We start from the raw sequence: 24,784 nt of genomic DNA, 5'->3' as shown, positions 1-24,784 counted from the left end.
GATTCTGCACGAGGCCAAGATCCTTGGGGCCGCTACGCAGCCCTTTCGCGGCACAAGGCCGCTCCTACAAGGGGCACCGACAGCCACTCGCGCACCTTGCCAGCCCCGCCACCTGGCGCCACACTAGCGGACATGAAGACCCTCGCCCCCAGCTACCTCAAGCACCAGTTCCTGATCGCCATGCCGCACATGGCCGATCCGAACTTTGCCCAGACCCTCACCTACATCGTCGAGCACAATGCCCACGGCGCCATGGGCCTGGTGGTCAACCGCCCGCAGGAGCTGAACCTGGCCGACATCCTCGAGCAGTTGCGCCCGAACGACGAGCCGCCCGCCAGCACCCTGCACATTCCGATCTACCAGGGCGGCCCGGTGCAGACCGACCGCGGTTTCGTGCTGCACAGCAACGACCGCAACTACCAGGCCACGGTCGAGCTGGAGGGTCTGTCGCTGTCCACCTCCCAGGACGTGCTGTTCGCCATCGCCGCCGGCGACGGCCCGCGCAAGAGCCTGATCACCCTGGGCTACGCGGGCTGGGAAGCCGGCCAGCTGGAGGCGGAGCTGGCCGATAACGCCTGGCTCAACTGCCCCTTCGACCCCGAGATCATCTTCGGCCTGGCCAGCGACCAGCGCCTGGGCGCCGCCGCCGCGAGCCTGGGGATCAACCTCAGCTTGCTGACCAGCCAGGCGGGCCACGCCTGATGGCCGAACTGCGTCTGCTGCTGGGCTTCGACTACGGCACCCGGCAGATCGGCGTCGCCGTCGGCCAGGTGATCACCGGCCAGGCCCGCGAACTGTGCACGCTCAAGGCGCAGAACGGCGTGCCGGACTGGAACCAGGTCGAGAAGCTGATCAAGGAATGGAAACCCGACGCCATCGTCGTCGGCCTGCCGCTGAACATGGACGGCACGCCCAGCGAGATGAGCGAGCGCGCCGAGAAGTTTGCCCGGCGCCTGCACGGTCGCTACAACCTGCCGGTGCACACCCACGACGAACGCCTGACCACCTTCGAGGCCAAGGGCGAGCAGATGGCCCGAAGCGGGCGCCATGGCAGCTACCGCGACAACCCGGTCGACGCCATCGCCGCCGCCCTGCTGCTGCAAGGCTGGCTGGAGGCCAACACTTAAATCCGCTTTGCCGCCGGCTGGAGCCGGCGCCCGCCTTCCGAGGAGCACGCAATGAGCCTACCCAATCCCGCCGACCTGATCCGGCAGATGGCCGTCGACCTTCGCGCCCACCTGGCCCGCCGCGGCATCAGCGAGCCGCGCTTCATCGGCATCCGCACCGGCGGCGTGTGGGTGGCCCAGGCCCTGCAGGCCGAGCTGGGCGACCAAGGCCCGCTGGGCACCCTGGATGTGTCCTTCTACCGCGACGACTTTAGCCAAAACGGCCTGCACCCGCAGGTGCGCCCGTCCGAGCTGCCGTTCGAGATCGAAGGCCAGCATCTGGTGCTGGTGGACGACGTGCTGATGAGCGGGCGCACCATTCGCGCCGCCCTTAACGAACTGTTCGACTATGGCCGCCCGGCCAGCGTGACCTTGGCCTGTCTGCTCGACCTGGATGCCGGCGAATTGCCGATCCGCCCGAATGTACTCGGCGCCACCCTGTCCCTGGCGGCCCATGAACGGGTAAAATTGACCGGACCCACGCCGCTCGCCCTCGAGCGCCAGGACCTCGCTCCCGCTTCCGCCCTTTAAGAGTCCCCCGCGATGACGCCATTCGACGCCAAGCGCCCGCTGCAGCTCAATGACCAGGGCCAGCTGCGCCACTTCCTCTCGCTCGACGGTTTGCCCCGCGAACTGCTCACCGAGATCCTCGACACCGCCGACTCCTTCCTCGAAGTCGGCGCCCGGGCCGTGAAGAAAGTCCCGTTGCTGCGCGGCAAGACCGTGTGCAACGTGTTCTTCGAGAACTCCACCCGTACCCGCACCACCTTCGAACTGGCCGCCCAGCGCCTGTCGGCCGACGTGATCAGCCTGAACGTGTCGACCTCCTCGACCAGCAAGGGCGAGACCCTGTTCGACACCCTGCGCAACCTGGAGGCCATGGCCGCCGACATGTTCGTCGTGCGCCACTCCGACTCCGGCGCCGCCCACTTCATCGCCGAGCATGTGTGCCCGGACGTAGCCGTGATCAACGGCGGTGACGGCCGCCACGCCCACCCCACCCAGGGCATGCTCGACATGCTCACCATTCGTCGGCACAAGGGTGGTTTCGAAAACCTCTCCGTGGCCATCGTCGGCGACATCCTGCACTCGCGGGTGGCCCGCTCGGACATGCTCGCGCTCAAGGCACTGGGCTGCCCGGACATCCGCGTGATCGGTCCGAAGACGCTGATCCCGATCGGTATCGAGCAGTACGGGGTGAAGGTCTACACCGACCTCGCCGAAGGCCTCAAGGACGTCGACGTGGTGATCATGCTGCGCCTGCAGCGCGAGCGCATGGCCGGTGGCCTGCTGCCCAGCGAGGGCGAGTTCTACCGCCTGTTCGGCCTGACCACCGCGCGCCTGGCCGGTGCCAAGCCGGATGCCATCGTCATGCACCCGGGCCCGATCAACCGCGGCGTGGAGATCGAATCGGCAGTGGCCGACGGCCAGCACTCGGTGATCCTCAACCAGGTCACCTACGGCATCGCCGTGCGCATGGCCGTGCTGTCCATGGCCATGAGCGGGCAGAACGCGCAACGTCAATTCGACCAGGAGAACGCCCAGTGACCATCAGCATTATCGGCGCCCGGGTCATTGATCCTGCCAGCGGCCTGGACCGCATCACCGACCTGCACCTGGACGGCGGCCGTATTGCCGCCATCGGCGCGGCGCCGGCCGGCTTCAGCGCCAGCCGCACGATCCAGGCCGACGGCCTGGTGGCCGCCCCGGGCCTGGTCGACCTCGGTGTTTCCCTGCGCGAGCCGGGCTACAGCCGCAAGGGCAACATCGCCAGCGAAACCCGTGCCGCCGTGGCCGGCGGTGTCACCAGCCTGTGCTGCCCGCCGCAGACCAAGCCGGTGCTGGACACTTCGGCGGTCGCCGAACTGATCCTCGACCGCGCCCGCGAAGCCGCCAACAGCAAGGTCTACCCGATCGGCGCCCTGACCAAGGGCCTGGAAGGCGAGCAACTGGCCGAACTGGTGGCCCTGCGCGACACCGGTTGCGTGGCCTTCGGCAACGGCCTCAAGGAAATCCCCAACAACCGCACCCTGGCCCGTGCCCTGGAGTACGCGGCGACCTTCGACCTGACCGTGGTGTTCCACTCCCAGGACCGCGACCTGTCGCAAGGCGGCCTGGCCCACGAAGGCCCGATGGCCAGCTTCCTCGGCCTGCCGGGCATCCCGGAAACCGCCGAAACCGTGGCCCTGGCCCGCAACCTGCTGCTGGTCGAGCAGACCGGCGTACGCGCCCACTTCACCCAGATCACCAGCGCCCGCGGCGCCCGGCTGATCGCCCAGGCCCAGGCGCTGGGGCTGCCGGTCACCGCCGACGTGGCGCTGTACCAGCTGATCCTCACCGACGAGGCGCTGCGCGACTTCTCAAGCCTCTACCACGTGCAGCCGCCGCTGCGCACCGCCGCCGACCGCGACGGCCTGCGCGAGGCGGTGAAGTCCGGGGTGATCCAGGCGATCTCCAGCCATCACCAGCCCCACGAGCGCGACGCCAAGCTGGCGCCGTTCGGTGCCACCGAGCCGGGGATCAGCAGCGTCGAGCTGTTGCTGCCGCTGGCCATGACCCTGGTCGAGGACGGCCTGCTCGACCTGCCTACCCTGCTGGCACGCCTGAGCAGCGGCCCGGCGGCGGCCATGCGCCTGCCGGCCGGCGAACTGAGGGTGGGCGGCGCGGCGGACCTGGTGCTGTTCGATCCAAAAGCGTCCACGGTTGCTGGCGAGCAGTGGTTCTCTCGCGGCGCCAACTGCCCGTTCATCGGCCACTGCCTGCCGGGCGCGGTGCGTTATACCTTGGTCGACGGGCACGTCTGCCACGAGGCCTGACCACGGTTTACTCGCCCTCCTGTAGGAGCGGCCTTGTGCCGCGAAAGGGTCGCGCAGCGACCCCGGGATTTCGGGCCACACAGAAATTGCCGGGGCCGCTCTGCGGCCCTTTCGCGGCGCAAGGCCGCTCCTACACCGACCGGGCTCGACCTGAAGCCAGGAGCAACCATTCATCCAATGTGGTTGAAATCCTTCCCCCCTCCCCCCATATGAGTCTGCATCAGGCATTTTCGCCCCGCTGCGTGGAGACTCTCCCTTGACTACCATCGTTTCTGTCCGCCGTAACGGCAAAGTCGTCATGGGCGGCGACGGCCAGGTTTCCCTCGGCAACACCGTGATGAAAGGCAACGCCAAGAAGGTCCGTCGCCTGTACAACGGCCAGGTCATCGCCGGCTTCGCCGGTGCCACCGCCGATGCCTTCACCCTGTTCGAGCGCTTCGAAGCCCAGCTGCAGAAACACTCCGGCCACCTGGTGCGTGCCGCCGTCGAGCTGGCCAAGGAATGGCGCACCGACCGCTCGCTCAGCCGTCTGGAAGCCATGCTGGCCGTGGCCAACAAGGACGCCTCCCTGATCATCACCGGCAACGGTGACGTGGTCGAGCCCGAGGACGGCCTGATCGCCATGGGCTCCGGTGGCGGCTACGCCCAGGCCGCGGCCCGCGCGCTGCTGAACAAGACCGACCTGTCGGCCCGTGAAATCACCGAGGCCGCCCTGAACATCGCCGGCGACATCTGCGTGTTCACCAACCACAACCTGACCATCGAGGAGCAGGACCTGGCCGAGTGAATCAGTTGTTTTGGCGTCCCGCTCGCAGCGGGACTTTTCCACACTGATCACTCTGCTCGAGGACCACATTCATCATGTCCATGACCCCCCGCGAAATCGTTCACGAACTCAACCGCCACATCATCGGCCAGGACGACGCCAAGCGCGCCGTCGCCATTGCCCTGCGCAACCGCTGGCGGCGCATGCAGCTCCCCGCCGAGCTGCGTGCCGAAGTGACCCCCAAGAACATCCTGATGATCGGCCCCACCGGCGTCGGCAAGACCGAGATCGCCCGCCGCCTGGCCAAGCTGGCCAACGCGCCGTTCATCAAGGTCGAAGCGACCAAGTTCACCGAAGTGGGCTACGTTGGCCGTGATGTCGAGTCGATCATCCGCGATCTGGCCGACGCCGCCCTGAAGATGCTCCGCGAGCAGGAAATCGTCCGCGTGCGCCACCGCGCCGAGGACGCCGCCGAAGATCGCATCCTCGACGCCCTGTTGCCGCAGGCGCGGGTCAGCAGCTTCAGCGAGGAAGCCCAGCAGTCCAGCAGCGATTCCAACACCCGCCAGCTGTTCCGCAAGCGCCTGCGCGAAGGCCAGCTGGACGACAAGGAAATCGAGATCGAAGTCGCCGAGAACATGGGCGTCGAGATCGCCGCGCCGCCCGGCATGGAAGAGATGACCAACCAGCTGCAGAGCCTGTTCGCCAACATGGGCAAGGGCAAGCGCAAGAGCCGCAAGTTGAAGGTCAAGGACGCCCTGAAGATGGTCCGCGACGAGGAAGCCGGCCGCCTGGTCAACGAGGAAGAGCTCAAGGGCAAGGCCCTGGAAGCGGTCGAGCAGCACGGCATCGTGTTCATCGACGAGATCGACAAGGTGGCCAAGCGTGGCAACGTCGGCGGCGCCGATGTCTCCCGTGAAGGCGTGCAGCGCGACCTGCTGCCGCTGATCGAGGGCTGCACCGTCAACACCAAGCTGGGCATGGTCAAGACCGACCACATCCTGTTCATCGCCTCCGGCGCCTTCCACCTGAGCAAGCCGAGCGACCTGGTGCCCGAGCTGCAGGGCCGCCTGCCGATCCGTGTCGAGCTCAAGGCGCTGACCCCGGAAGACTTCGAGCGCATCCTCAAGGAGCCGCACGCCTCGCTGACCGAGCAATACAGCGCCCTGCTCAAGACCGAAGGCCTGAACATCGAGTTCGCCGCCGACGGCATCAAGCGCCTGGCCGAGATCGCCTACCAGGTCAACGAAAAGACCGAGAACATCGGTGCCCGCCGCCTGCACACCCTGCTCGAGCGCCTGCTCGAAGAGGTGTCGTTCAGCGCCGGCGACCTGGCCAGCACGCATGACGAGACGCCGATCCACATCGACGCCGCCTACGTGAACAGCCACCTGGGCGAGCTGGCGCAGAACGAAGACCTGTCGCGTTACATCCTGTAAGACCGCATGGGGCCGCTGCGCGGCCCATTCGCGGCACGAGGCCGCTCCTACAGGGGGGACTGCATTCTCCTTGTAGGAGCGGCCTTGTGCCGCGAAAGGGCTGCAAAGCAACCCCCTTGCACAATCTCCTGAATCTCCCGAAGCTTGCACCATCAGCTCACCAGAGATTCCACCCATGGCCCGCCTCCCCACCGCCATCAACCTGCACAAAGCCTCCAAGACCCTCACCCTCACCTACGCCCCCGGCGAGGTCTACCAGCTGCCCGCCGAATTCCTGCGCGTGCACTCCCCCTCCGCCGAGGTCCAGGGTCACGGCAATCCCATCCTGCAGTTCGGCAAGATCAACGTCGGCCTCAGCGGCCTGGAACCGGCCGGTCAATATGCACTGAAACTGAGCTTCGACGACGGCCATGACTCCGGATTGTTCACCTGGGAGTACCTCGAGCAGTTGTGCCTGCGCCAGGAGCAGCTGTGGAGCGAATACCTCGACGAATTGCACAAGGCCGGCAAATCCCGCGACCCGTCCGAATCGGTAGTGAAATTGATGCTCTAGCTCAAGGCTCGCAAGCTTTAGAGCGCATTTTCTAATCTCATCTGCTTGAATGCCTTGATGACTGCCAAAGATTGGCTGTCTTGCGCATTACACGAAAGTCGGGTAACCAATGGAGCTGGCAAGTTCCCTGCATTGCCCAGAAGGCAGGCAGGGCCAGGCCGGTATGTAGAGGTCGCGAGCGAAAGCAGGTTGTCTTCACACGCAGAAACCCACGCAGCTCATCATCGGCACGCATCCGGTCGCAGCACCGCTGTTCCTTATCACTGGTCACCCGAGTAGCAGTACCGGGCTGTCACAGCACGCCGGTACTCGTCTCAGGACAACGGAGCGTCGTAGATGAGTAACAAGAACAACGATGAGTTGCAGCGGCAGGCCTCGGAAAACACCCTGGGGCTGAACCCGGTCATCGGCATTCGCCGCAAGGATCTGCTGACATCGGCGCGCACGGTACTGCGCCAGGCGGTACGCCAGCCCCTGCACAGCGCCAAGCACGTGGCGCATTTCGGCCTGGAGCTGAAGAACGTGCTGCTGGGCAAGTCGGCCCTGCAGCCCGAAGGCGACGACCGTCGCTTCGCCGACCCGGCGTGGAGCAAAAACCCCCTGTACCGCCGCTACCTGCAGACCTATCTGGCCTGGCGCAAGGAGCTCAACGACTGGATCGGCGAAAGCGACCTGTCGCCCCAGGACATCAGCCGCGGGCAGTTCGTCATCAACCTGGTGACCGAGGCCATGGCCCCCACCAACACCCTCTCCAATCCCGCCGCGGTCAAGCGCTTCTTCGAGACCGGCGGCAAGAGCCTGCTCGACGGGTTGTCCAACCTGGCCAAGGACATCGTCAACAACGGCGGCATGCCCAGCCAGGTGAACATGGAGGCCTTCGAGGTCGGCAAGAACCTCGGCACCAGCGAAGGTTCGGTGGTGTACCGCAACGACGTGCTGGAACTCATCCAGTACAGCCCCATCACCGAGCAGGTGCACAGCCGCCCGCTGCTGGTGGTGCCACCACAGATCAACAAGTTCTACGTGTTCGACCTGAGTCCGGAAAAAAGCCTGGCGCGCTTTTGCCTGCGTTCCCAGCAGCAGACCTTCATCGTCAGCTGGCGCAATCCGACCAAGGCCCAGCGCGAGTGGGGCCTGTCGACCTACATCGACGCGCTCAAGGAGGCGGTCGACGCGGTGCTGTCGATCACCGGCAGCAAGGATCTGAACATGCTCGGCGCCTGCTCCGGCGGCATCACCTGCACCGCGCTGGTGGGCCACTACGCCGCGCTTGGCGAGAAGAAGGTCAACGCCCTCACCCTGCTGGTGAGCGTGCTCGACACCACCGTCGACACCCAGGTCGCGCTGTTCGTCGACGAGCAAACGCTGGAGGCGGCCAAGCGCCACTCCTACCAGGCCGGGGTGCTCGAAGGCAGCGACATGGCCAAGGTGTTCGCCTGGATGCGCCCCAACGACCTGATCTGGAACTACTGGGTCAACAACTACCTGCTCGGCAACGAGCCGCCGGTGTTCGACATCCTGTTCTGGAACAACGACACCACCCGCCTACCGGCCGCCTTCCACGGCGACCTGATCGAAATGTTCAAGAACAACCCGCTGACCCGCTCCGACGCCCTCGAGGTATGCGGCACCGCCATCGACCTGAAGAAGGTCGACTGCGACATCTACAGCGTCGCCGGCACCGCCGACCACATCACCCCATGGCAGTCGTGCTACCGCTCGGCGCACCTGTTCGGCGGCAAGATCGAGTTCGTGTTGTCCAACAGCGGCCATATCCAGAGCATCCTCAACCCGCCGGGCAACCCCAAGGCGCGCTTCATGACCGGCGAGGACCGCCCGGACGACCCGGTGGCCTGGCAGGACAACGCCATCAAGCATGCCGACTCCTGGTGGCTGCACTGGCAGGCCTGGCTGGGCGAGCGCGCCGGCGAACTCAAGAAGGCGCCTACAAAGCTGGGTAACCGCACCTATACCGCAGGCGAGGCCGCACCGGGAACATACGTGCACGAGCGTTGAACCGAACCGCCGCGATGGGCTTGTCGGCGCATCGCGGCGCTACCTTCACCACAGAGTCACGCGCATGCCGCAACCGTACATTTTCAGGACCGTCGAACTGGACGATCAGTCCATCCGCACCGCGGTCCGGCCGGGCAAGCCACACCTGACACCGTTGTTGATCTTCAACGGCATCGGCGCCAACCTCGAGCTGGTGTTCCCGTTCATCGAGGCGCTGGACCCGGACCTGGAGGTCATCGCCTTCGACGTGCCCGGGGTCGGCGGCTCGTCGACGCCCCGCCACCCCTACCGCTTTCCCGGTCTGGCCAAGCTGACCGCGCGCATGCTCGACTACCTGGACTACGGCCAGGTCAATGTCATCGGCGTGTCCTGGGGCGGCGCCCTGGCCCAGCAGTTCGCCCACGACTACCCCGAGCGTTGCAAGAAGCTGGTGCTGGCCGCCACCGCCGCCGGCGCGGTGATGGTGCCGGGCAAGCCCAAGGTGCTGTGGATGATGGCCAGCCCGCGGCGCTACGTGCAGCCCTCCCATGTGATCCGCATCGCCCCGCTGATCTATGGCGGCGGCTTCCGGCGCGACCCGGACCTGGCCATGCAGCATGCCTCGAAGGTCCGCTCGGGCGGCAAGCTGGGCTACTACTGGCAGCTGTTCGCCGGGCTCGGCTGGACCAGCATCCACTGGCTGCACAAGATCCACCAGCCCACCCTGGTGCTGGCCGGCGACGACGATCCGTTGATCCCCCTGATCAACATGCGCCTGCTGGCCTGGCGAATTCCCAATGCCCAGCTACACATAATCGACGACGGCCACCTGTTCCTGATCACCCGGGCCGAGGCCGTCGCGCCGATCATCATGAAATTCCTCGAGCAGGAACGCCAACGCGCGGTCATGCACCCCCGGCCCGCTGCGCGCACCTGATCCCGCTCCCATGGCCCCAGGAAAGCTGTCGTGGGAGCGGGCTTGCCCCGCGATCGGCCCGATTGCTAAACGATGGAGTGTTGGCATGAAAGACAAACCGGTGCCCGTCACCAGCATGAACGTGCAGAACGCCATCACCGGCCTGCGCGGTCGCGACCTGATCTCGACCCTGCGCCAGGTCGGCAGGATCAGCCTGCGTAACCCGCTGCACACCGCCCATCACCTGCTAAGCCTCGGCGGCCAGCTGGGCCGCGTGCTGATCGGCGACAGTGCCTATCAGCCCCACCCCCGCGACACGCGCTTCAGCGACCCGACTTGGAGCCAGAACCCGTTTTACCGTCGCGGCCTGCAGGCCTACCTGGCCTGGCAGAAGCAGACCCGCCAGTGGATCGAGGAAAGCAGCCTGGCCGACGATGATCGCGCCCGGGCGCAATTCCTGTTCAACCTGGTCAGCGACGCCTTCGCCCCGAGCAACTCGCTGCTCAACCCGCTGGCGGTCAAGGAGCTGTTCAACACCGGCGGCCTGAGCCTGCTGCGCGGGGCCAGCCACCTGCTCGACGACCTGCGCCATAACGACGGCCTGCCGCGCCAGGTGGACGAACGCGCCTTCGAAGTCGGCGGCAACCTCGCCGCCAGCCCTGGTGCTGTGGTGTTTCGCAACGAGCTGCTGGAGCTGATCCAGTACAAGCCCATGAGCGAGAAACAGTACACCCGGCCGCTGCTGGTCATACCGCCGCAGATCAACAAGTTCTACATCTTCGACCTGAGCCCGACCAACAGCTTCGTCCAGTACATGCTCAAGCAGGGCCTGCAGGTGTTCATGGTCAGCTGGCGCAACCCCGATCCGCGTCACCGCGAGTGGGGCCTGTCCAGTTACGTACAGGCCGTGGAGGAAGCGCTCAACGCCTGCCGCAGCATCAGCGGCAACCGCGATCCCAACCTGATGGGTGCCTGTGCCGGCGGCCTGACCATGGCCGCGTTGCAGGGCCACCTGCAGGCCAAGAAGCAACTGCGCAAGGTGCGCAGCGCCACCTACCTGGTGAGCCTGCTCGACAGCCAGTTCGACAGCCCCGCCAGCCTGTTCGCCGACGAGCAGACCATCGAGGCGGCCAAGCGCCGCTCGTACCAGCGCGGCGTGCTAGATGGCGGCGAAGTGGCGCGGATCTTCGCCTGGATGCGCCCCAACGACCTGATCTGGAACTACTGGGTCAACAACTACCTGATGGGCAAGACCCCGCCGGCGTTCGACATCCTCTACTGGAACGCCGACAACACCCGCCTGCCTGCCGCCCTGCACGGCGACCTGCTGGACTTCTTCAAGCTCAACCCGCTGACCTTCCCCGAAGGGCTGGAGGTGTGCGGCACGCCGATCGACCTCAAGCAGGTCGGGCTGGACAGCTTCACCGTGGCCGGCAGCAACGACCACATAACCCCGTGGGACGCGGTCTACCGCTCGGCCCTGCTGCTCGGCGGCGACCGGCGTTTCATCCTGGCCAACAGCGGCCATATCCAGAGCATCATCAACCCGCCCGGCAACCCCAAGGCCTACTACCTGGAAAACCCCAAGCTCTCCAGCGACCCGCGGGCCTGGTTCCACGATGCCCAACGCCGCGACGGCAGCTGGTGGCCGCTGTGGCTGGAATGGATCAGCGAGCGCTCCGGCACGCTGAAGGCGCCCCGCGAGGAACTGGGCAACGCCACCTACCCAGCGCTGGGCCCCGCGCCGGGCAGCTACGTATTGGCGCGCTGACCGGATGAAGACCCGCGACCGTATCCTCGAATGTGCCTTGCAGCTGTTCAACCGCCAGGGCGAGCCGAACGTCTCGACCCTGGAGATCGCCAACGAACTGGGGATCAGCCCCGGCAACCTGTACTACCACTTCCACGGCAAGGAGCCGCTGGTGATCGGCCTGTTCGAACGCTTCGAAGAGGCGTTGATGCCACTGCTCGATCCGCCCCTGGACGTGCGCCTGGACGCCGAGGACTACTGGCTGTTCCTGCACCTGATCGTCGAGCGCATGGCCCAGTACCGCTTCCTGTTCCAGGACCTGTCCAACCTCACCGGGCGCCTGCCCAAGCTGGCGCGGGGCATGCGCAGCCTGATCAACGCCCTCAAGCGCACCTTGGCGGCATTGCTGGCCAGCCTCAAGGGCCAGGGCCAGGTGACCAGTGAAACCCAGGCGCTGGGGCAACTGGTGGAGCAGATCACCCTGACCCTGATGTGCTCGCTGGACTACCAGCGGGTACTGGGGCGCGAGGGCGACGTGGGGGTGGTGGTGTACCAGGTGATGATGCTGGTGGCGCCGCATCTGCAGGCACCGGCACGCAGGGCGGCGGAGCAGTTGGCGATGCGGTATCTGGAGGGGTAGGCGCGTCAGATCAGCGTTGAAGCTTTCGCGGGTGAACCCGCTCCCACAGGATTGTGAAAAACCTGTGGGAGCGGGTTCACCCGCGAAATGGGCGACGCGGTGTCAGGCCTGGGTGGCCGCGTTCACCGGTGCCGACGGCGTGCTGCTGGCCGGGGCCGCGCTCGGGGCCGGAGCCGCGGTGGCGGCAGGTGCCGGAGCAGCCGGCTTGGCTGCCGCCGACTTGGCCGGGGCGGTTTTTTTCACAGCCGGTTTCTTGGCAGCAGCGGGTTTGGCCGCAGGCTTGGCTGCCGGTTTGGCCGCCGCGGTTTTCGCCGCAGGCTTGGCCGCCGGTTTTGCCGCGGCGGTCTTGGCCGCAGGCTTGGCTGCCGCCTTGGCCAGGGGCTTGGCCGCGGTCTTGCTGGCACCGGCCTTGGAGATCGGGGTCACCGACGCGCCGGTCAGCTTCTCGATCTGCTTGGTCAGCGAGTCGACCTGCTGGTGCAGGGCCTTGATCTCATTGCGGCTGGGCACGCCCAGGCGCGAGATGGCGCTGTTCAGGCGCTTGTCGAAGGCCTCTTCCAGCTCGCTCCACTTGCCCAGCGCACGGTCCTTCACGCCCGACACCCGGGAGTTGGTCGACGACTTGGCGCTTTCGGCCACGTCTTCGGCGGTTTTCTTCGCCTGTTTCTCGGCCTTTTCGCCATCCTTCACCAGCGAATCGAACAGCTTCGGACCATCCTGGTCGACCTTGGAGTAGATACCCAGGCCAGCCAACCAGATCTTGCGGGAGTACTTCTCGATTCCGCCGATCCAGGAGCTGCCTTCTTTCTCGGTGTTCTTCTTGCCAGCCATCCTGCTCTCCTTATGGTTTGTGCGCGACGCGCTCGAGCAGCTCGTGCAGCTGTTCAAGCTTGATGGACAACGCCTCAACGTCATGTTTAGACGGAATGCCGAGGCGATTCAAGGCGCGACCGACACGGGCGTCGAAGGCTTTCTCGATTTTGTCCAGTTGGACCTCGACCTTGCCGCGTACCCGGCTGACTTCCTGGGTGGCTTCGTCAAGATGGCCGTTGGCCGCCTCGAGCTCCTTGCCCAGGCGCTTCTTGCCGCGTTTCTCGACGCCTTCGCCGGCCTTCACCAGCTCCTTGAAGTAGTCGGAACCTTCCTGGCCGACGCGGGCGTAGGCACCGATGCCCGCCAGCCAGATCTTGCGGGCGTAGCCGCGCACCTCGCCCAGGGTACTGCCTTGGGCGTCGTCTTTCTGCTTGAGATTCACTTTGGCCATGCTCTGCACCTCATGCTCGTTCAAGGGAGGGAGGAACTGCCCTGGGAGGCAGGGCTTGAGCGTGAAGGTAGGCGGAAAAATTAGAATCCTCACCCTAAGGTGAGGTCATGCAGCGTTTGCGTTTGCGTGGGAGCGGGCTTGCCCCGCGATAGCGATTACCTGGGCTGACGCCATCGCGGGGCAAGCCCGCTCCCACAAAAACTGCTCCCACAAGGTCCGCTCCCGCAAACAGCAAGGAGCGCGCAGTGTCAGGCCAGCGCCTTGTCCAGCGCCCGCTCGATCTCGCCCTTGATGCTGCCACTCATCATCGACAGCATCATGCCCAACTTCAGCTCGACGCGGATGGTGTCCTCGCCGATGTGCACGCTGCCGTTGGCGCCGCTGCGCGTCACATCGACGCGGTCGCCGTTCCAGGTGGCCTTGAGGTCGTATTCGCGGGTCAGCTTGTCGACCAGCGCCTCGGCCTTGGCACGGGCGGCATCACGGCCGAGGGAGTGTTTGCGTTCGACGCTGATCTGGGTCATGCGGGTGTTCCTGGATATGAAGACATAATCACCATTATGCCCGCCCCCTCTGCATGACACACCCCGCCAAGACAAATCCGCCCGCAGCCCCTAGAATGGCCGTAATTTTTTTCTGGTGAAGCGATATGACCGACCAGCGCAAAGGCGACCACGCCGAACCCACTACTCACTTCGGCTACCAGGACGTGCCCGAGAGCCAGAAGGCGAAGAAAGTCGCCGAGGTGTTCCATTCGGTGGCCGCCAAGTACGACCTGATGAACGACGTGCTGTCCGGCGGCATGCACCGCCTGTGGAAGCGCTTCACCATCGAGCTGTCCGGCGTGCGCAGCGGCAATCGGGTGCTGGACATCGCCGGTGGCACCGGCGACCTGGCCGCCAAGTTCTCGCGCCTGGTCGGCCCGACCGGCCAGGTGGTGCTTGCCGACATCAACGACTCGATGCTCAAGGTCGGCCGTGACCGCCTGCTTGATCGCGGCGTGGCCGGCAACATCGAGTTCGTCCAGGCCGACGCCGAGAAGCTGCCGTTCCCGGACAACCACTTCGACTGCGTGACCATCGCCTTCGGCCTGCGCAACGTGACCCACAAGGACCAAGCCATCCGCTCCATGCTGCGGGTGCTCAAGCCCGGTGGCCGCCTGTTGATCCTGGAGTTCTCCAAGCCGACCAACAAGCTGATGTCCAAGGCCTACGACGCCTACTCGTTCGCCTTCATGCCGCTGGCCGGCAAGCTGATCACCAACGACTCGGAAAGCTACCGCTACCTGGCCGAATCGATCCGCATGCACCCCGACCAGGAAACCCTCAAGAGCATGATGGTCGAGGCCGGCTTCGACCGCGTCACCTACCACAACATGACCAGCGGCATCGTCGCCGTGCACCGGGGGATCAAGCCCTGATGCTCCTGGCCGGCCTGCTCGCCAGCGCCGAGCACGGGCTCAACCGTGTCCTGCGCCTGGACAGCACCGCCCTCCCGCGCCTGGCGGCGTTGGAAGGGCGGGTGATCGAGATCAACTGCGTGCAGCCGGCCCTGAAGCTGTTCGTGCTGCCCGACGAGGAAGGCCTGATGCTCGCCGCCCACTGGGAGAGCGAGGTCGACTGCACGCTGCGCGCCCCCGCCGGGCGCCTGGCGCAGCTGGCCCTGGCCAAGGACAAGACCGCCGTGTTGCACAGCCCCCAGGTCGAACTGCATGGCGACAGCGCCGTGCTGCTCGACCTGTTCGGCATCCTGCAGGACCTGCAACTGGACTGGGAATACGAGCTGCAGCGCTGGCTGGGCCCGGTGCCCACCGCGCTGATCGCCGGCCACCTGCGCCTGCGCGCGCGCTGGACCCGCCAGGGCCTGGCGCGCTTCGGCGAGAACCTCTCCGAGTACCTGGCCGAGGAATCCCGTACCCTGGTCGGCAAACGCGAAGCCGAAGCGGCGTTCAGCGAACTCGATGCGCTGAAGGTCGACATCGAACGTCTCGAGGCGCGCCTGCGTCGCCTCGCCCACACTCTTGATACCAGCGATAACGCATGAAGCTGCTCGCCGTCCGCCGTCTGTTGCGCATCCAGCGCGTCGTGATCCGCTACCGCCTCGATGACCTGCTGTTCGAACAGCCCCTGCTGCCCTGGTGGCTGGCCAGCCTGCGCCTGCTGATGCCCTGGCGCTGGCTGCCGCGCAAGCCCCTGGAGCTGAGCCGCGGCGCGCGCCTGCGCCTGGCGCTGCAGGACCTGGGACCGATCTTCATCAAGTTCGGCCAGTTGCTCTCCACCCGCCGCGACCTGCTGCCCACCGACATCGCCGACGAGCTGATGCTGCTGCAGGACCGGGTGCCGCCGTTCGACCCGCAGCACGCCGTGGCGCTGATCGAGGAACAGCTCGGAGCGAAGGTGGGTGAGGTGTTCAGCCGCTTCGACGTCGAGCCGCTGGCCTCGGCCTCGGTGGCCCAGGTCCATGCCGCGCGCCTGAAGAGCGGCGAGGAAGTGGTGGTCAAGGTGGTGCGCCCGGGCCTCAAGCCGATCATCGCCCAGGACCTGGCCTGGCTGTTCCTGATCGCCAAGGCCGCCGAGCGTGCCTCGGCCGATGCCCGCCGCCTGCATCCGGTGGAGATCGTCGGTGACTACGAAAAGACCATCTACGACGAGCTCGACCTGCTGCGCGAGGCGGCCAACGCCAGCCAGCTGCGGCGCAACTTCGAAGGCTCCGAGCTGATGTACGTGCCGCAAGTGTACTGGGACTTCTGCCGGCCCAAGGTGCTGGTGATGGAGCGCATCTATGGCGTGCCGGTCACCGACATGGCCACCCTGGCCGACCAGCGCACCGACATGAAGATGCTCGCCGAGCGCGGCGTCGAGGTGTTCTTCACCCAGGTGTTCCGCGATAGCTTCTTCCACGCCGACATGCACCCGGGCAACATTTTCGTCAGCACGGTCAAGCCTTGGAGCCCGCAGTACATCGCCATCGACTGCGGCATCGTCGGCAGCCTCACCTCCGAGGACCAGGACTACCTGGCCCGCAACCTGATCGCCTTCTTCAAGCGCGATTACCGCCGCGTGGCCCAGCTGCACATCGATTCGGGCTGGGTGCCGGCGCAGACCAAGGTCAACGAGTTCGAGGCGGCGATCCGCACCGTGTGCGAGCCGATCTTCGAGAAACCCTTGAAGGACATCTCCTTCGGCCAGGTGCTGATGCGCCTGTTCCAGACCGCCCGGCGCTTCAACATGGAAGTCCAGCCGCAGCTGGTGCTGCTGCAGAAGACCCTGCTCAACATCGAAGGCCTGGGCCGCCAGCTGTACCCCGACCTCGACCTGTGGAGCACCGCCAAGCCGTTTCTCGAGCGCTGGATGCGCGAGCGCATGAGCCCGAAGGCTGTGATCGGCAACCTGTACAGCCAGGCCGAGCAACTGCCGCACCTGGCCGACATGACCCGCGACCTGCTCGAGCGCCTGTCGCAACCGCATCTGCACGACGCGCAACTGCCCGAGCGGCGCCGCGCCGGCGACAACTGGGCGCTGCGCCTGCTCGGCGCCGGCCTGCTCGGTGGCGGCGCCACCCTGGCGGCCGGTGCCGTCAGCCTCAGCGCCCCGGCCGCCTGGCCGGCGTGGCTGATGCTGGCCGCCGGCCTGTACCTGATCGTGCGCCGATAGCCAGCCGCGCCGCCGGCTGGCACACTAGCGCAAAGGGGCCCGGTACGGGAGCGGGCCCGGTTTGGAGTCGACGATGAAAGACTGGCTGGACGAGATCAAGTGGAACAGCGATGGCCTGGTGCCGGCGATCGCCCAGGACCACAAGACCGGGCGCGTGCTGATGATGGCCTGGATGAACCGTGAGTCCCTCGCCCTGACCGCCGCCGAGCATCGCGCCATCTACTGGTCGCGCTCGCGGGGCAAGCTATGGCGCAAGGGCGAGGAGTCGGGCCATGTGCAGAAGCTTCACGAAATGCGCCTGGACTGCGACGCCGACGTGATCATCCTGATGGTCGAGCAACTGGGCCATATCGCCTGCCATACCGGCCGCGAAAGCTGCTTCTACCGCGTCTTCGAGGACGGCCAGTGGAAAACCGTCGACCCGGTCCTGAAGGATCCGGACGCCATCTACAGCGCAGGACACTGACATGAGCGACACCCTGACCCGCCTCGCCGAGGTGCTGGAGGAACGCAAGCACGCGGCGCCGGACAGCAGCTACGTGGCCAGCCTGTATCACAAGGGCCTGAACAAGATCCTCGAGAAGCTCGGCGAAGAGTCCATCGAGACCATCATCGCCGCCAAGGATGCCGCCGCCAGCAAGGATTACAGCGATGTCATCTATGAAACCGCAGACCTGTGGTTTCATAGCCTGGTCATGCTCAGCGCGCTGGGCCAGCATCCGCAGGCGGTGCTTGACGAGCTGGAGCGTCGGTTCGGGTTGTCCGGGCATGACGAGAAGGCTGCGCGTCAGCCTTCTGCCTGAATAATTGCGGGGGCGCGTTGCGCCCCTTTCGCGGCGCAAGGCCGCTCCTACAGGGGCCCGCGTCGCCTGACAGATTCGCAATACCCTGTGTAGGAGCGGCCTTGTGCCGCGAAAGGCTGCAACGCAGCCCAGGGTCCGAAAGACAGACACACATTTTCAGGAGCTTGAAATGGGCATTTTTGACTGGAAACACTGGATCGTCCTGCTGGTCGTCGTGGTGCTGGTGTTCGGCACCAAGAAACTGAAGAACTTCGGCAGCGACCTGGGCGAATCGATCAAGGGCTTCCGCAAGGCCATGAACGAAGAAGAAACCAAACCCGCCGAGCAGACCCCGCCGCCGGCGCAACCGGTTCCGCCGGTACAGAACACCGCGCAGCAGGCCCAGGGCCACACCATCGAGGGCCAGGCCCAGCCGGTCCAAGAGCCACAGCGGAAAGACTGACCCATGTTCGGCATCAGTTTCAGCGAGCTGCTGCTCGTCGGCCTGGTCGCCCTGCTGGTGCTCGGCCCCGAGCGCCTGCCGGGGGCCGCGCGCACCGCGGGCCTGTGGATCGGCCGCCTCAAGCGCAGCTTCAACGCGATCAAGATGGAGGTCGAGCGCGAGATCGGCGCCGACGACATCCGCCGCCAGTTGCACAACGAGCATATCCTGCAGATGGAGCAGGAGGCCAAGCGCATCCTCAATCCGCTGACACCACCGGCGCAGCCGCCGGCCAGCGCTGAAACGCCCGCCACACCCGCCGTCGAAGCCGCCCCCGCGCAGCCGACCGCGACGCCACCCTCCGAGCCGCCCCAACCGCCACGAGCCCCATGAGCGAGAATCCGGAACATGACCAGCCGATGCCGCTGGTTTCGCACCTGACCGAACTGCGCACCCGCCTGCTGCGCTGCGTCGCCGCCATCTTCCTGATCTTCGCCGGGCTGTTCTCCTTCGCCCAGCAGATCTACACCCTGGTCTCGGCGCCGCTGCGCGCGCACCTGCCGGCCAACGCGACGATGATCGCCACCGACGTGGCCTCGCCGTTCCTCACGCCGTTCAAGCTGACCATGATCGTCTCGCTGTTCCTGGCGATCCCGTTCATCCTGCAGCAGATCTGGGGGTTCATCGCCCCGGGCCTGTACCGCCATGAAAAGCGCATCGCCATCCCGCTACTGGTATCGAGCATCTTCCTGTTCTATGCCGGCATGGCCTTCGCCTACTTCCTGGTGTTCCCGCTGATCTTCGGCTTCTTCGCCAGCGCCACCCCCGAGGGCGTGTCGATGATGACCGACATTTCCAGCTACCTCGACTTCGTCATGACCCTGTTCTTCGCCTTCGGCGTCGCCTTCGAGATCCCGGTGGCGGTGGTGCTGCTGGTGTGGATCGGCGTGGTCGACGTGCAGTACCTGAAGAAAATCCGCCCATACGTGATCATCGGCTGCTTCGTGGTCGGCATGATCCTCACCCCGCCGGATATCTTCTCCCAGACCCTGCTGGCCGTGCCCATGTGGCTGCTGTTCGAGGTCGGTGTGCTGTGCGGCAGCCTGATCCGCAAGCGCAGCCACGAGCCGGACGCAGCGAACAACGACCACAACGACCAGCCGCCTGCGACCCAACCGTGAACCTGTTGCTTCTTGAAGAGGCCGACTTCGTGTCGGCCGACCGTGTCGTCCTGGCTGATCGCCGCTTCACCCATATGCAGGAGATCCACCGCGTGGCGGTGGGCGACAGCCTGCGCGTCGGGCGCATCGGCGACCTGATGGGCAAGGCCGAGGTCATCCGCCTCGAAGGCCATGAAGCCGAACTGCGGGTGGCCTTCGACCAGCCACCGCCGGCCAAGCTGCCACTGACCCTGGTGCTGGCCGTGCCGCGGCCGAAGATGCTGCGCCGGCTGTTCCAGACGGTCGCCACCCTGGGCGTGCCGCGGCTGATCCTGGTCAACAGCTACAAGGTTGAAAAGAGTTTCTGGCAGACCCCGTTCCTCCAGCCTGAAACCATCCGCGAAAACCTCATTCTCGGCCTGGAGCAGGCCCGCGACACGGTGCTGCCGGAAGTGATCATCGAGAAGCGCTTCAAGCCCTTCGTCGAAGACCGCCTGCCCGCCATCGCCGAAGGCTCCCTGGGCCTGGTCGGCCACCCCGGCCCCTACCCTGCCTGCCCACGCGCCGTGGAAGGCCCGGTAACCCTGGCGATCGGCCCCGAAGGCGGCTGGATTCCCTACGAGATCGAGTTGCTCGGCAAGGCCGGACTGGCCCCGGTGCAACTGGGCGACCGCATCCTGCGGGTGGAAACGGCGGTCACTGCCCTGCTTTCGCGAATTTTCTGACAGCAGGGTCAGGTTTTCACCATCAAGTTTCCCCGCCCCCCGCCGATGGCCTGTGCAACAGAACAATAATCCGCACTGCCACGCGCCGGGGAGTCGTCTATGTACCGTTGGTTTGCCCAGTCACTGGGAAATGTAAGCGTCAATCGCAAGTTGGGGATCGGCTTCGGCCTGGTGCTACTGCTCACCCTCGGCATCACCTTCACCGGCTGGCTGGGCATCGACAGCGTCACCAGCCGTGGCGACAAGCTCGGCAACATCTCGGTCATCCACCAGTACACCCAGGACCTGCGCCTGGCCCGCCTGGGCTATGAGCGTAACCGTGACGACGCCGCCGTGGCGGAACTGGAAAAGGCCCTGGCCAATCTCGAGCGCCAGGTACAGTTCATGCTCGGTCAGATCGAGCTCCCCGCCGACCGCCAGCGCCTGGACAAGCAGCAGGACGCCGTGCGCCAGTACCAACAGGCCTTCACCGAACTCAAGCAGGCCGGCCAGCGCCGCGAGGCCAGCCGCGCCACCCTGGGCGACAGCGCCGACAAGGCCGCCGAGCTGATCGGCAAGGTGCAGCAGCGTCTGCTGCAGGGCGGTGATATCCAGCAGTACCAGGAAGTGGTGCAGGTCGCCGCCCTGTTGCAGCAGGCGCGTTTCCAGGTGCGCGGCTACACCTACAGCGGCAAGGCCGAGTTCCAGCAGACCGCCCTCGGCGCCATCGACCAGGCCATGACCGTGCTCAAGGCGCTGCCGGGCAAGCTTGCGGCCGAGTTCGCCGCCAGCCTCGACGACGCCGCCAGCGCACTGGCCGCGTACCGCGACGCGGTAAACCAGTTCGGCAACGCCCAGGCCGCCAGCGAGCAGGCGTTGACGCGCATGTCGGCGCAAGGCCAGCTGCTGCTGGTCACCAGCCAGGAAATGAGCGTTTCACAAACCACCGTGCGCGACCAGGGCACCCAGCAGGCCAAGACCCTGCTGGCCGGCGCCACCGCCCTGGCCCTGCTGCTGGGGGTGCTGGCCGCCTTCGCCATCACCCGGCAGATCATCGTGCCACTGCGCCAGACCCTCGCCGCCGCCGAACGCGTGGCCGGCGGCGACCTGCGCCAGGACCTCAAGGCCGATCGACGCGACGAGCTGGGCCAGTTGCAGGCCAGCATGCAACGCATGACCCAGGCCCTGCGCGAGCTGATCGGCGGCATCGGCGACGGCGTGACGCAGATCGCCAGCGCCGCCGAGGAACTGTCGGCGGTCACCGAGCAGACCAGCGCCGGGGTCAACAACCAGAAGGTCGAGACCGACCAGGTCGCCACCGCCATGAACGAGATGGCCGCCACCGTCCAGGAAGTGGCGCGCAACGCCGAGCAGGCCTCGGAGGCGGCGCTGATGGCCGACCAGCAGGCCCGTGAGGGCGACAAGGTGGTGGGCGAGGCGATCAGCCAGATCGAGCGCCTGGCCGGCGAGGTGGTCAACTCCAGCGAGGCGATGAGCCAGCTCAAGGCCGAGAGTGACAAGATCGGCAGCGTGCTCGATGTGATCAAGTCGGTGGCCCAGCAGACCAACCTGCTGGCGCTCAACGCCGCCATCGAGGCCGCCCGCGCCGGCGAGGCAGGCCGTGGTTTCGCCGTGGTCGCCGACGAGGTACGCAGCCTGGCCCAGCGCACCCAGCAGTCCACCGAGGAAATCGAGGAACTGATCGCCAGCCTGCAGACCGGCACCGAGCGCGTGGCCAGCGTCATGGACAGCAGCCGCGCCCTGACCGACAGCAGCGTCGAGCTGACCCGCCGCGCCGGCGACTCGCTGGGCACCATCACCCGCACCGTGTCGTCGATCCAGTCGATGAACCAGCAGATCGCCACCGCCGCCGAGCAGCAGAGTGCCGTGGCCGAAGAGATCAACCGCAGCGTGATGAACGTGCGCGACATCTCCGACCAGACCTCGGCGGCGAGCGAGGAGACCGCCAGCTCCAGCGTCGAGCTGGCCCGTCTGGGGACGCATCTGCAAGCTCTGGTCGGACGTTTCAGGCTCTAATTCGCGGCTTGCGGGCTGTAGGCCTTGCCCTTCAGCCTGTAGCGAATTTTCCTACTCGATTTGCAGGTCCAGTCCGACGGACTCCCGGCCGATGAGCAAGGGCCATGGCGGCATTCTGCCGCCATGGCCTTCTCTCAATTGGACGGAGACCTGCCATGTTCGGATACCTTGACCGCCACCTCGGCAACCTCGGCGTCGGGCTCAAGCTCGCCCTGGGTTTCGCCGTGGTGCTGCTGCTCACCCTGGCCACCACCCTCAGCGGCTGGAGCGCCCTGGACGGCGCCATCGAGCGCTCGGAGCAGCTCGGCGACATCGGCCAACTCAACGACCTGACCCGCGACCTTCGCGCCGAGCGCATCACCTACCGGGTGCTCGCCGACGACGTCAGCAGGACCCGCATCGCGACCATCCTGGAACAGTTGCACGACCGCCTGACCCTGCTGCAGCAACGCAGCGGCGTCGATTCGTCGCGACAGATGCTGAACCAGAAACTGCAGTTGCTGCAGCGCCTGAAGGCCGACTTCGCCACCCTGCAAGGCACCGTGGACAGCCGCGAAGGCTTGCGTGTGGCGATGCAGGCGCAAGCAGGCGTGCTCGAAGCCGTGATCGACGAGCTGCAGACCCAGGCCTTGCTGAAGCTGCCGGGCGACGGCCGGCAGGGTAGCGTGGTCGGCCTCATGGATACCCTGGGCCGCCATATCGAGTCCGCCAGCCAGCAAAGCCTGGTACCGGCCTATGCCTTCTCGCCCCGGGACAACTTCGCCAGCATGGGCGATGCCGCGCTGCAGGCAGCGAACAGCAGCCTCGGCCAATTGCTGCGGGCCATCGCCCCACTGGAACTGCCCGGCACATTGACCCAACGCCCGCAGGTCGAGCTGGACCGCTACCGCGACGTCTTGCGCCAATACCGCGAGGCCGCGCTCAAGGTCGAGCAGTTGCAGGACGGCATGGAGAAGATGGGCGACGAGCTGCAAACCGTGAGCCGCGAACTGAGCGAACGCAAGGTCGAGCAGCGCGACAACGAGGCCCTGGCCGACCGCTCGCTGCTGACCAGCGTGGCCGTGCTGGCGCTGGTGTTCGGCGTCCTCGCCGCCTGGCTGATCACCCGACAGGTCACCCAACCCCTGCGCCAGGTGCTGGCCCAGGCGGAGCGCATTGCCCGTGGCGACCTCAGCCAAGTACAGACGGTGCAGCGCCGCGACGAGATGGGCCAACTGCAGACGAGCATGCGCGAGATGACCTTGAGCCTGCGCGAGCTGCTCGGCGGCATCGACCAGGGCGTCGGTCACCTGTCCCGGGCCGCGACGGTGCTGGCCGGCGCCAGCGTGGAAACCCGCGAGCGCATTGGCCAGCAACAAGAGGAGACCGACCAGGTGGCCACCGCCATGAACCAGATGAGCGCCACGGTGCAGGAGGTCGCGCAGAACGCCGAGCAGGCCTCGCAGGCGGCCACCGCCGCCGACCGTCAGGCACAGCTGGGTGACGAGGTGGTGGCCGAGGCGATTGCCCGCATCGAGCAGTTGGCCGGGCAGATGGACCACTGCCTGACGGCCATGGGTCACCTGGCCGGTGAAAGCCAGCGCATCGGTTCGATTCTCGATGTGATCAAGTCGGTATCCGAGCAGACCAACCTGCTGGCGCTTAACGCCGCCATCGAGGCCGCCCGGGCCGGCGAGGCCGGGCGCGGTTTCGCCGTGGTGGCCGACGAGGTGCGCGGCCTGGCCCAGCGCACGCAGCAGTCGACCGAGGAAATCGAACTGCTGATCGACAACCTGCACCGTGGCACCGACGAGGTGACCGGCCTGTTGGACGACAGCAAGCGCCTGACCGGGCAAAGCGTCGAACTCAGCCGCAAGGCCGGCGCCGCGTTGGGGCAGATTACCGAGACGGTGTCGACGATCCAGGGCATGAACCAGCAGATTGCCACGGCCAGCGAGCAGCAAAGCGTGGTGGCCGAGCAGATCAACCGTAGCGTGATCAATGTGCGGGATGTTTCGGAGCAGACGCGGGCGGCCAGTGAACAGACGGCGGTTTCGAGTGGGGAGTTGGAGCAGTTGGGGCAGCAATTGCGGGGCATGGTGGGACGGTTCAATCTCTAAGCCTTGCAGGCGTGCCCAGATCGCCAGGACCTGAAACCAGACCGACGGCTTTGGCTTTGGCTTTGGCGATCAGAAGATTAACACCGCAGCTCACTAGCGACAGCTGCGCCATCCCAGGCGCCGCCCGTAACTTCGCGACTTCAGGAGGCCGAACGCAGGTCTTGCGGAGGGAGGTGACGGGCATGGATGCCCGTCAAGCGCTGCGCCCCAGGATGGGGCGTTCAGCGCGGTCCTCCCGGGAGCAAGGCCGGAGTGAGGGAACCCGGAGCGAAGCGGAGGGCCGGATGAATGGAGCGAGGATTTTTTGGTTCCTTTTTGATCCTTCAAAAAGGAACTCGCCGTAAGGGCGAAAAGGTGACTATGCGTCGACATCGAAAATGAATGCACTAACAACCATTAAAACCAGCGCCGACCGACTTTGACTTTGACTTTGACTTTGACTTTGACTTTGACTTTGACTTTGACTTTGACTTTGACTTTGACTTTGACTTTGACTTTTAAAGCATGTGTTTTGAAAGCTATATGCGCATTCATTCGCGATGGTGACGCGAAGTCACCTTTCCGCCCTTACGGCGGGTAACTTTTTGAAGGATCAAAAAGTC

The 24,784-nt window shown here is 65.9% G+C and carries 26 protein-coding genes; 23 read left to right on the top strand and 3 right to left on the bottom strand.

Going from position 1 to position 24,784, the window contains the following annotated elements; all coding sequences use genetic code 11:
• Positions 1–132 precede the first annotated feature (132 nt).
• From NMG10_RS07175 to NMG10_RS07120, 12 genes are all read left to right on the top strand, one after another.
• Positions 133–702, top strand: coding sequence for a YqgE/AlgH family protein (locus NMG10_RS07175; protein ID WP_203648314.1), 570 nt, complete (start codon positions 133–135; stop codon positions 700–702).
• Complete coding sequence (ruvX, locus tag NMG10_RS07170) at positions 702–1,127, top strand: Holliday junction resolvase RuvX (protein ID WP_110734721.1); 426 nt, start codon at positions 702–704, stop codon at positions 1,125–1,127. Before NMG10_RS07175 ends, ruvX begins: the two co-directional genes overlap by 1 nt.
• Positions 1,128–1,178: 51 nt before the next feature.
• Positions 1,179–1,697, top strand: a complete 519-nt coding sequence (gene pyrR, locus NMG10_RS07165; protein ID WP_050707247.1) for a bifunctional pyr operon transcriptional regulator/uracil phosphoribosyltransferase PyrR — start codon at positions 1,179–1,181, stop codon at positions 1,695–1,697.
• Positions 1,698–1,709: 12 nt separating this feature from the next.
• On the top strand, positions 1,710–2,714 hold the full coding sequence (locus tag NMG10_RS07160) for an aspartate carbamoyltransferase catalytic subunit (RefSeq protein WP_050707248.1): 1,005 nt from the start codon (positions 1,710–1,712) through the stop codon (positions 2,712–2,714).
• Positions 2,711–3,982 carry a dihydroorotase gene (locus NMG10_RS07155; protein WP_232856273.1) on the top strand — a complete coding sequence of 424 codons (1,272 nt, stop codon included), beginning with the start codon at positions 2,711–2,713 and terminating at the stop codon, positions 3,980–3,982. Before NMG10_RS07160 ends, NMG10_RS07155 begins: the two co-directional genes overlap by 4 nt.
• 256 nt (positions 3,983–4,238) lie before the next feature.
• Positions 4,239–4,769 (top strand): ATP-dependent protease subunit HslV, encoded by a 531-nt coding sequence (gene hslV, locus NMG10_RS07150; RefSeq protein WP_011536056.1) that lies wholly within the window; start codon positions 4,239–4,241, stop codon positions 4,767–4,769.
• A 74-nt stretch (positions 4,770–4,843) separates the two neighbouring features.
• Positions 4,844–6,187 (top strand): ATP-dependent protease ATPase subunit HslU, encoded by a 1,344-nt coding sequence (hslU, locus tag NMG10_RS07145; protein WP_110734717.1) that lies wholly within the window; start codon positions 4,844–4,846, stop codon positions 6,185–6,187.
• Positions 6,188–6,362: 175 nt separating this feature from the next.
• Positions 6,363–6,740 carry a gamma-butyrobetaine hydroxylase-like domain-containing protein gene (locus NMG10_RS07140; RefSeq protein ID WP_254464070.1) on the top strand — a complete coding sequence of 126 codons (378 nt, stop codon included), beginning with the start codon at positions 6,363–6,365 and terminating at the stop codon, positions 6,738–6,740.
• A 336-nt stretch (positions 6,741–7,076) separates the two neighbouring features.
• Positions 7,077–8,756, top strand: a complete 1,680-nt coding sequence (gene phaC, locus NMG10_RS07135; RefSeq protein ID WP_234561939.1) for a class II poly(R)-hydroxyalkanoic acid synthase — start codon at positions 7,077–7,079, stop codon at positions 8,754–8,756.
• A 64-nt stretch (positions 8,757–8,820) separates the two neighbouring features.
• On the top strand, positions 8,821–9,672 hold the full coding sequence (phaZ, locus tag NMG10_RS07130) for a poly(3-hydroxyalkanoate) depolymerase (RefSeq protein WP_203648324.1): 852 nt from the start codon (positions 8,821–8,823) through the stop codon (positions 9,670–9,672).
• An 85-nt stretch (positions 9,673–9,757) separates the two neighbouring features.
• Entirely contained in the window at positions 9,758–11,422 is a 1,665-nt protein-coding gene (gene phaC, locus NMG10_RS07125; RefSeq protein WP_254464069.1) for a class II poly(R)-hydroxyalkanoic acid synthase, read from the top strand.
• 4 nt (positions 11,423–11,426) lie between these two features.
• A complete protein-coding gene (locus NMG10_RS07120; protein ID WP_203648328.1) occupies positions 11,427–12,041 on the top strand; it encodes a TetR/AcrR family transcriptional regulator in 615 nt (204 codons plus the stop codon).
• A 102-nt stretch (positions 12,042–12,143) separates the two neighbouring features.
• Here NMG10_RS07120 and NMG10_RS07115 read toward each other — a convergent pair whose 3' ends face one another.
• From NMG10_RS07115 to NMG10_RS07105, 3 genes are all read right to left on the bottom strand, one after another.
• Entirely contained in the window at positions 12,144–12,872 is a 729-nt protein-coding gene (locus NMG10_RS07115) for a phasin family protein (protein ID WP_232856268.1), read from the bottom strand.
• Positions 12,873–12,882: 10 nt separating this feature from the next.
• Positions 12,883–13,305, bottom strand: coding sequence for a phasin family protein (locus tag NMG10_RS07110; protein ID WP_110734707.1), 423 nt, complete (start codon positions 13,303–13,305; stop codon positions 12,883–12,885).
• Positions 13,306–13,553: 248 nt separating this feature from the next.
• The gene (locus tag NMG10_RS07105) at positions 13,554–13,829 is read right to left on the bottom strand and encodes a polyhydroxyalkanoic acid system family protein (protein ID WP_110734705.1); all 276 of its coding nucleotides are present in this window, start codon (positions 13,827–13,829) and stop codon (positions 13,554–13,556) included.
• A gap of 125 nt (positions 13,830–13,954) precedes the next feature.
• Here NMG10_RS07105 and ubiE point away from each other — a divergent pair, with 125 nt between their 5' ends.
• The 11 genes from ubiE to NMG10_RS07050 all read left to right on the top strand — a co-directional run bounded on the left by ubiE (position 13,955) and on the right by NMG10_RS07050 (position 24,182).
• Positions 13,955–14,725 (top strand): bifunctional demethylmenaquinone methyltransferase/2-methoxy-6-polyprenyl-1,4-benzoquinol methylase UbiE, encoded by a 771-nt coding sequence (gene ubiE / locus NMG10_RS07100; RefSeq protein WP_203648331.1) that lies wholly within the window; start codon positions 13,955–13,957, stop codon positions 14,723–14,725.
• Positions 14,725–15,348: an SCP2 domain-containing protein gene (locus NMG10_RS07095; RefSeq protein WP_254464068.1), complete on the top strand. Its 624-nt coding sequence runs from the start codon at positions 14,725–14,727 to the stop codon at positions 15,346–15,348. Before ubiE ends, NMG10_RS07095 begins: the two co-directional genes overlap by 1 nt.
• On the top strand, positions 15,345–16,958 hold the full coding sequence (gene ubiB, locus NMG10_RS07090; RefSeq protein ID WP_232856266.1) for a ubiquinone biosynthesis regulatory protein kinase UbiB: 1,614 nt from the start codon (positions 15,345–15,347) through the stop codon (positions 16,956–16,958). The genes NMG10_RS07095 and ubiB overlap by 4 nt, the downstream gene beginning before the upstream one ends.
• Positions 16,959–17,031: 73 nt before the next feature.
• A complete protein-coding gene (hisI, locus tag NMG10_RS07085; protein WP_050707261.1) occupies positions 17,032–17,424 on the top strand; it encodes a phosphoribosyl-AMP cyclohydrolase in 393 nt (130 codons plus the stop codon).
• Between the two features lies 1 nt (position 17,425).
• Entirely contained in the window at positions 17,426–17,761 is a 336-nt protein-coding gene (locus NMG10_RS07080) for a phosphoribosyl-ATP diphosphatase (protein ID WP_254464067.1), read from the top strand.
• A gap of 169 nt (positions 17,762–17,930) precedes the next feature.
• Positions 17,931–18,203: a twin-arginine translocase TatA/TatE family subunit gene (locus NMG10_RS07075; RefSeq protein ID WP_028688374.1), complete on the top strand. Its 273-nt coding sequence runs from the start codon at positions 17,931–17,933 to the stop codon at positions 18,201–18,203.
• 3 nt (positions 18,204–18,206) lie between these two features.
• A complete protein-coding gene (tatB, locus tag NMG10_RS07070; protein ID WP_203648339.1) occupies positions 18,207–18,575 on the top strand; it encodes a Sec-independent protein translocase protein TatB in 369 nt (122 codons plus the stop codon).
• Positions 18,572–19,363: a twin-arginine translocase subunit TatC gene (gene tatC, locus NMG10_RS07065; protein WP_203648341.1), complete on the top strand. Its 792-nt coding sequence runs from the start codon at positions 18,572–18,574 to the stop codon at positions 19,361–19,363. The genes tatB and tatC overlap by 4 nt, the downstream gene beginning before the upstream one ends.
• Complete coding sequence (locus NMG10_RS07060) at positions 19,360–20,067, top strand: 16S rRNA (uracil(1498)-N(3))-methyltransferase (protein ID WP_254464066.1); 708 nt, start codon at positions 19,360–19,362, stop codon at positions 20,065–20,067. Before tatC ends, NMG10_RS07060 begins: the two co-directional genes overlap by 4 nt.
• Before the next feature lie 99 nt (positions 20,068–20,166).
• Complete coding sequence (locus NMG10_RS07055; RefSeq protein WP_254464065.1) at positions 20,167–22,083, top strand: methyl-accepting chemotaxis protein; 1,917 nt, start codon at positions 20,167–20,169, stop codon at positions 22,081–22,083.
• A 155-nt stretch (positions 22,084–22,238) separates the two neighbouring features.
• Positions 22,239–24,182 (top strand): methyl-accepting chemotaxis protein, encoded by a 1,944-nt coding sequence (locus NMG10_RS07050; RefSeq protein WP_254464064.1) that lies wholly within the window; start codon positions 22,239–22,241, stop codon positions 24,180–24,182.
• Positions 24,183–24,784: the final 602 nt, after the last annotated feature.

The organism is Pseudomonas sp. DVZ6 (assembly GCF_024259445.1).
GTDB lineage: Bacteria > Pseudomonadota > Gammaproteobacteria > Pseudomonadales > Pseudomonadaceae > Aquipseudomonas > Aquipseudomonas peradeniyensis.
This window is presented reverse-complemented; position numbering and strand designations above follow the sequence as displayed.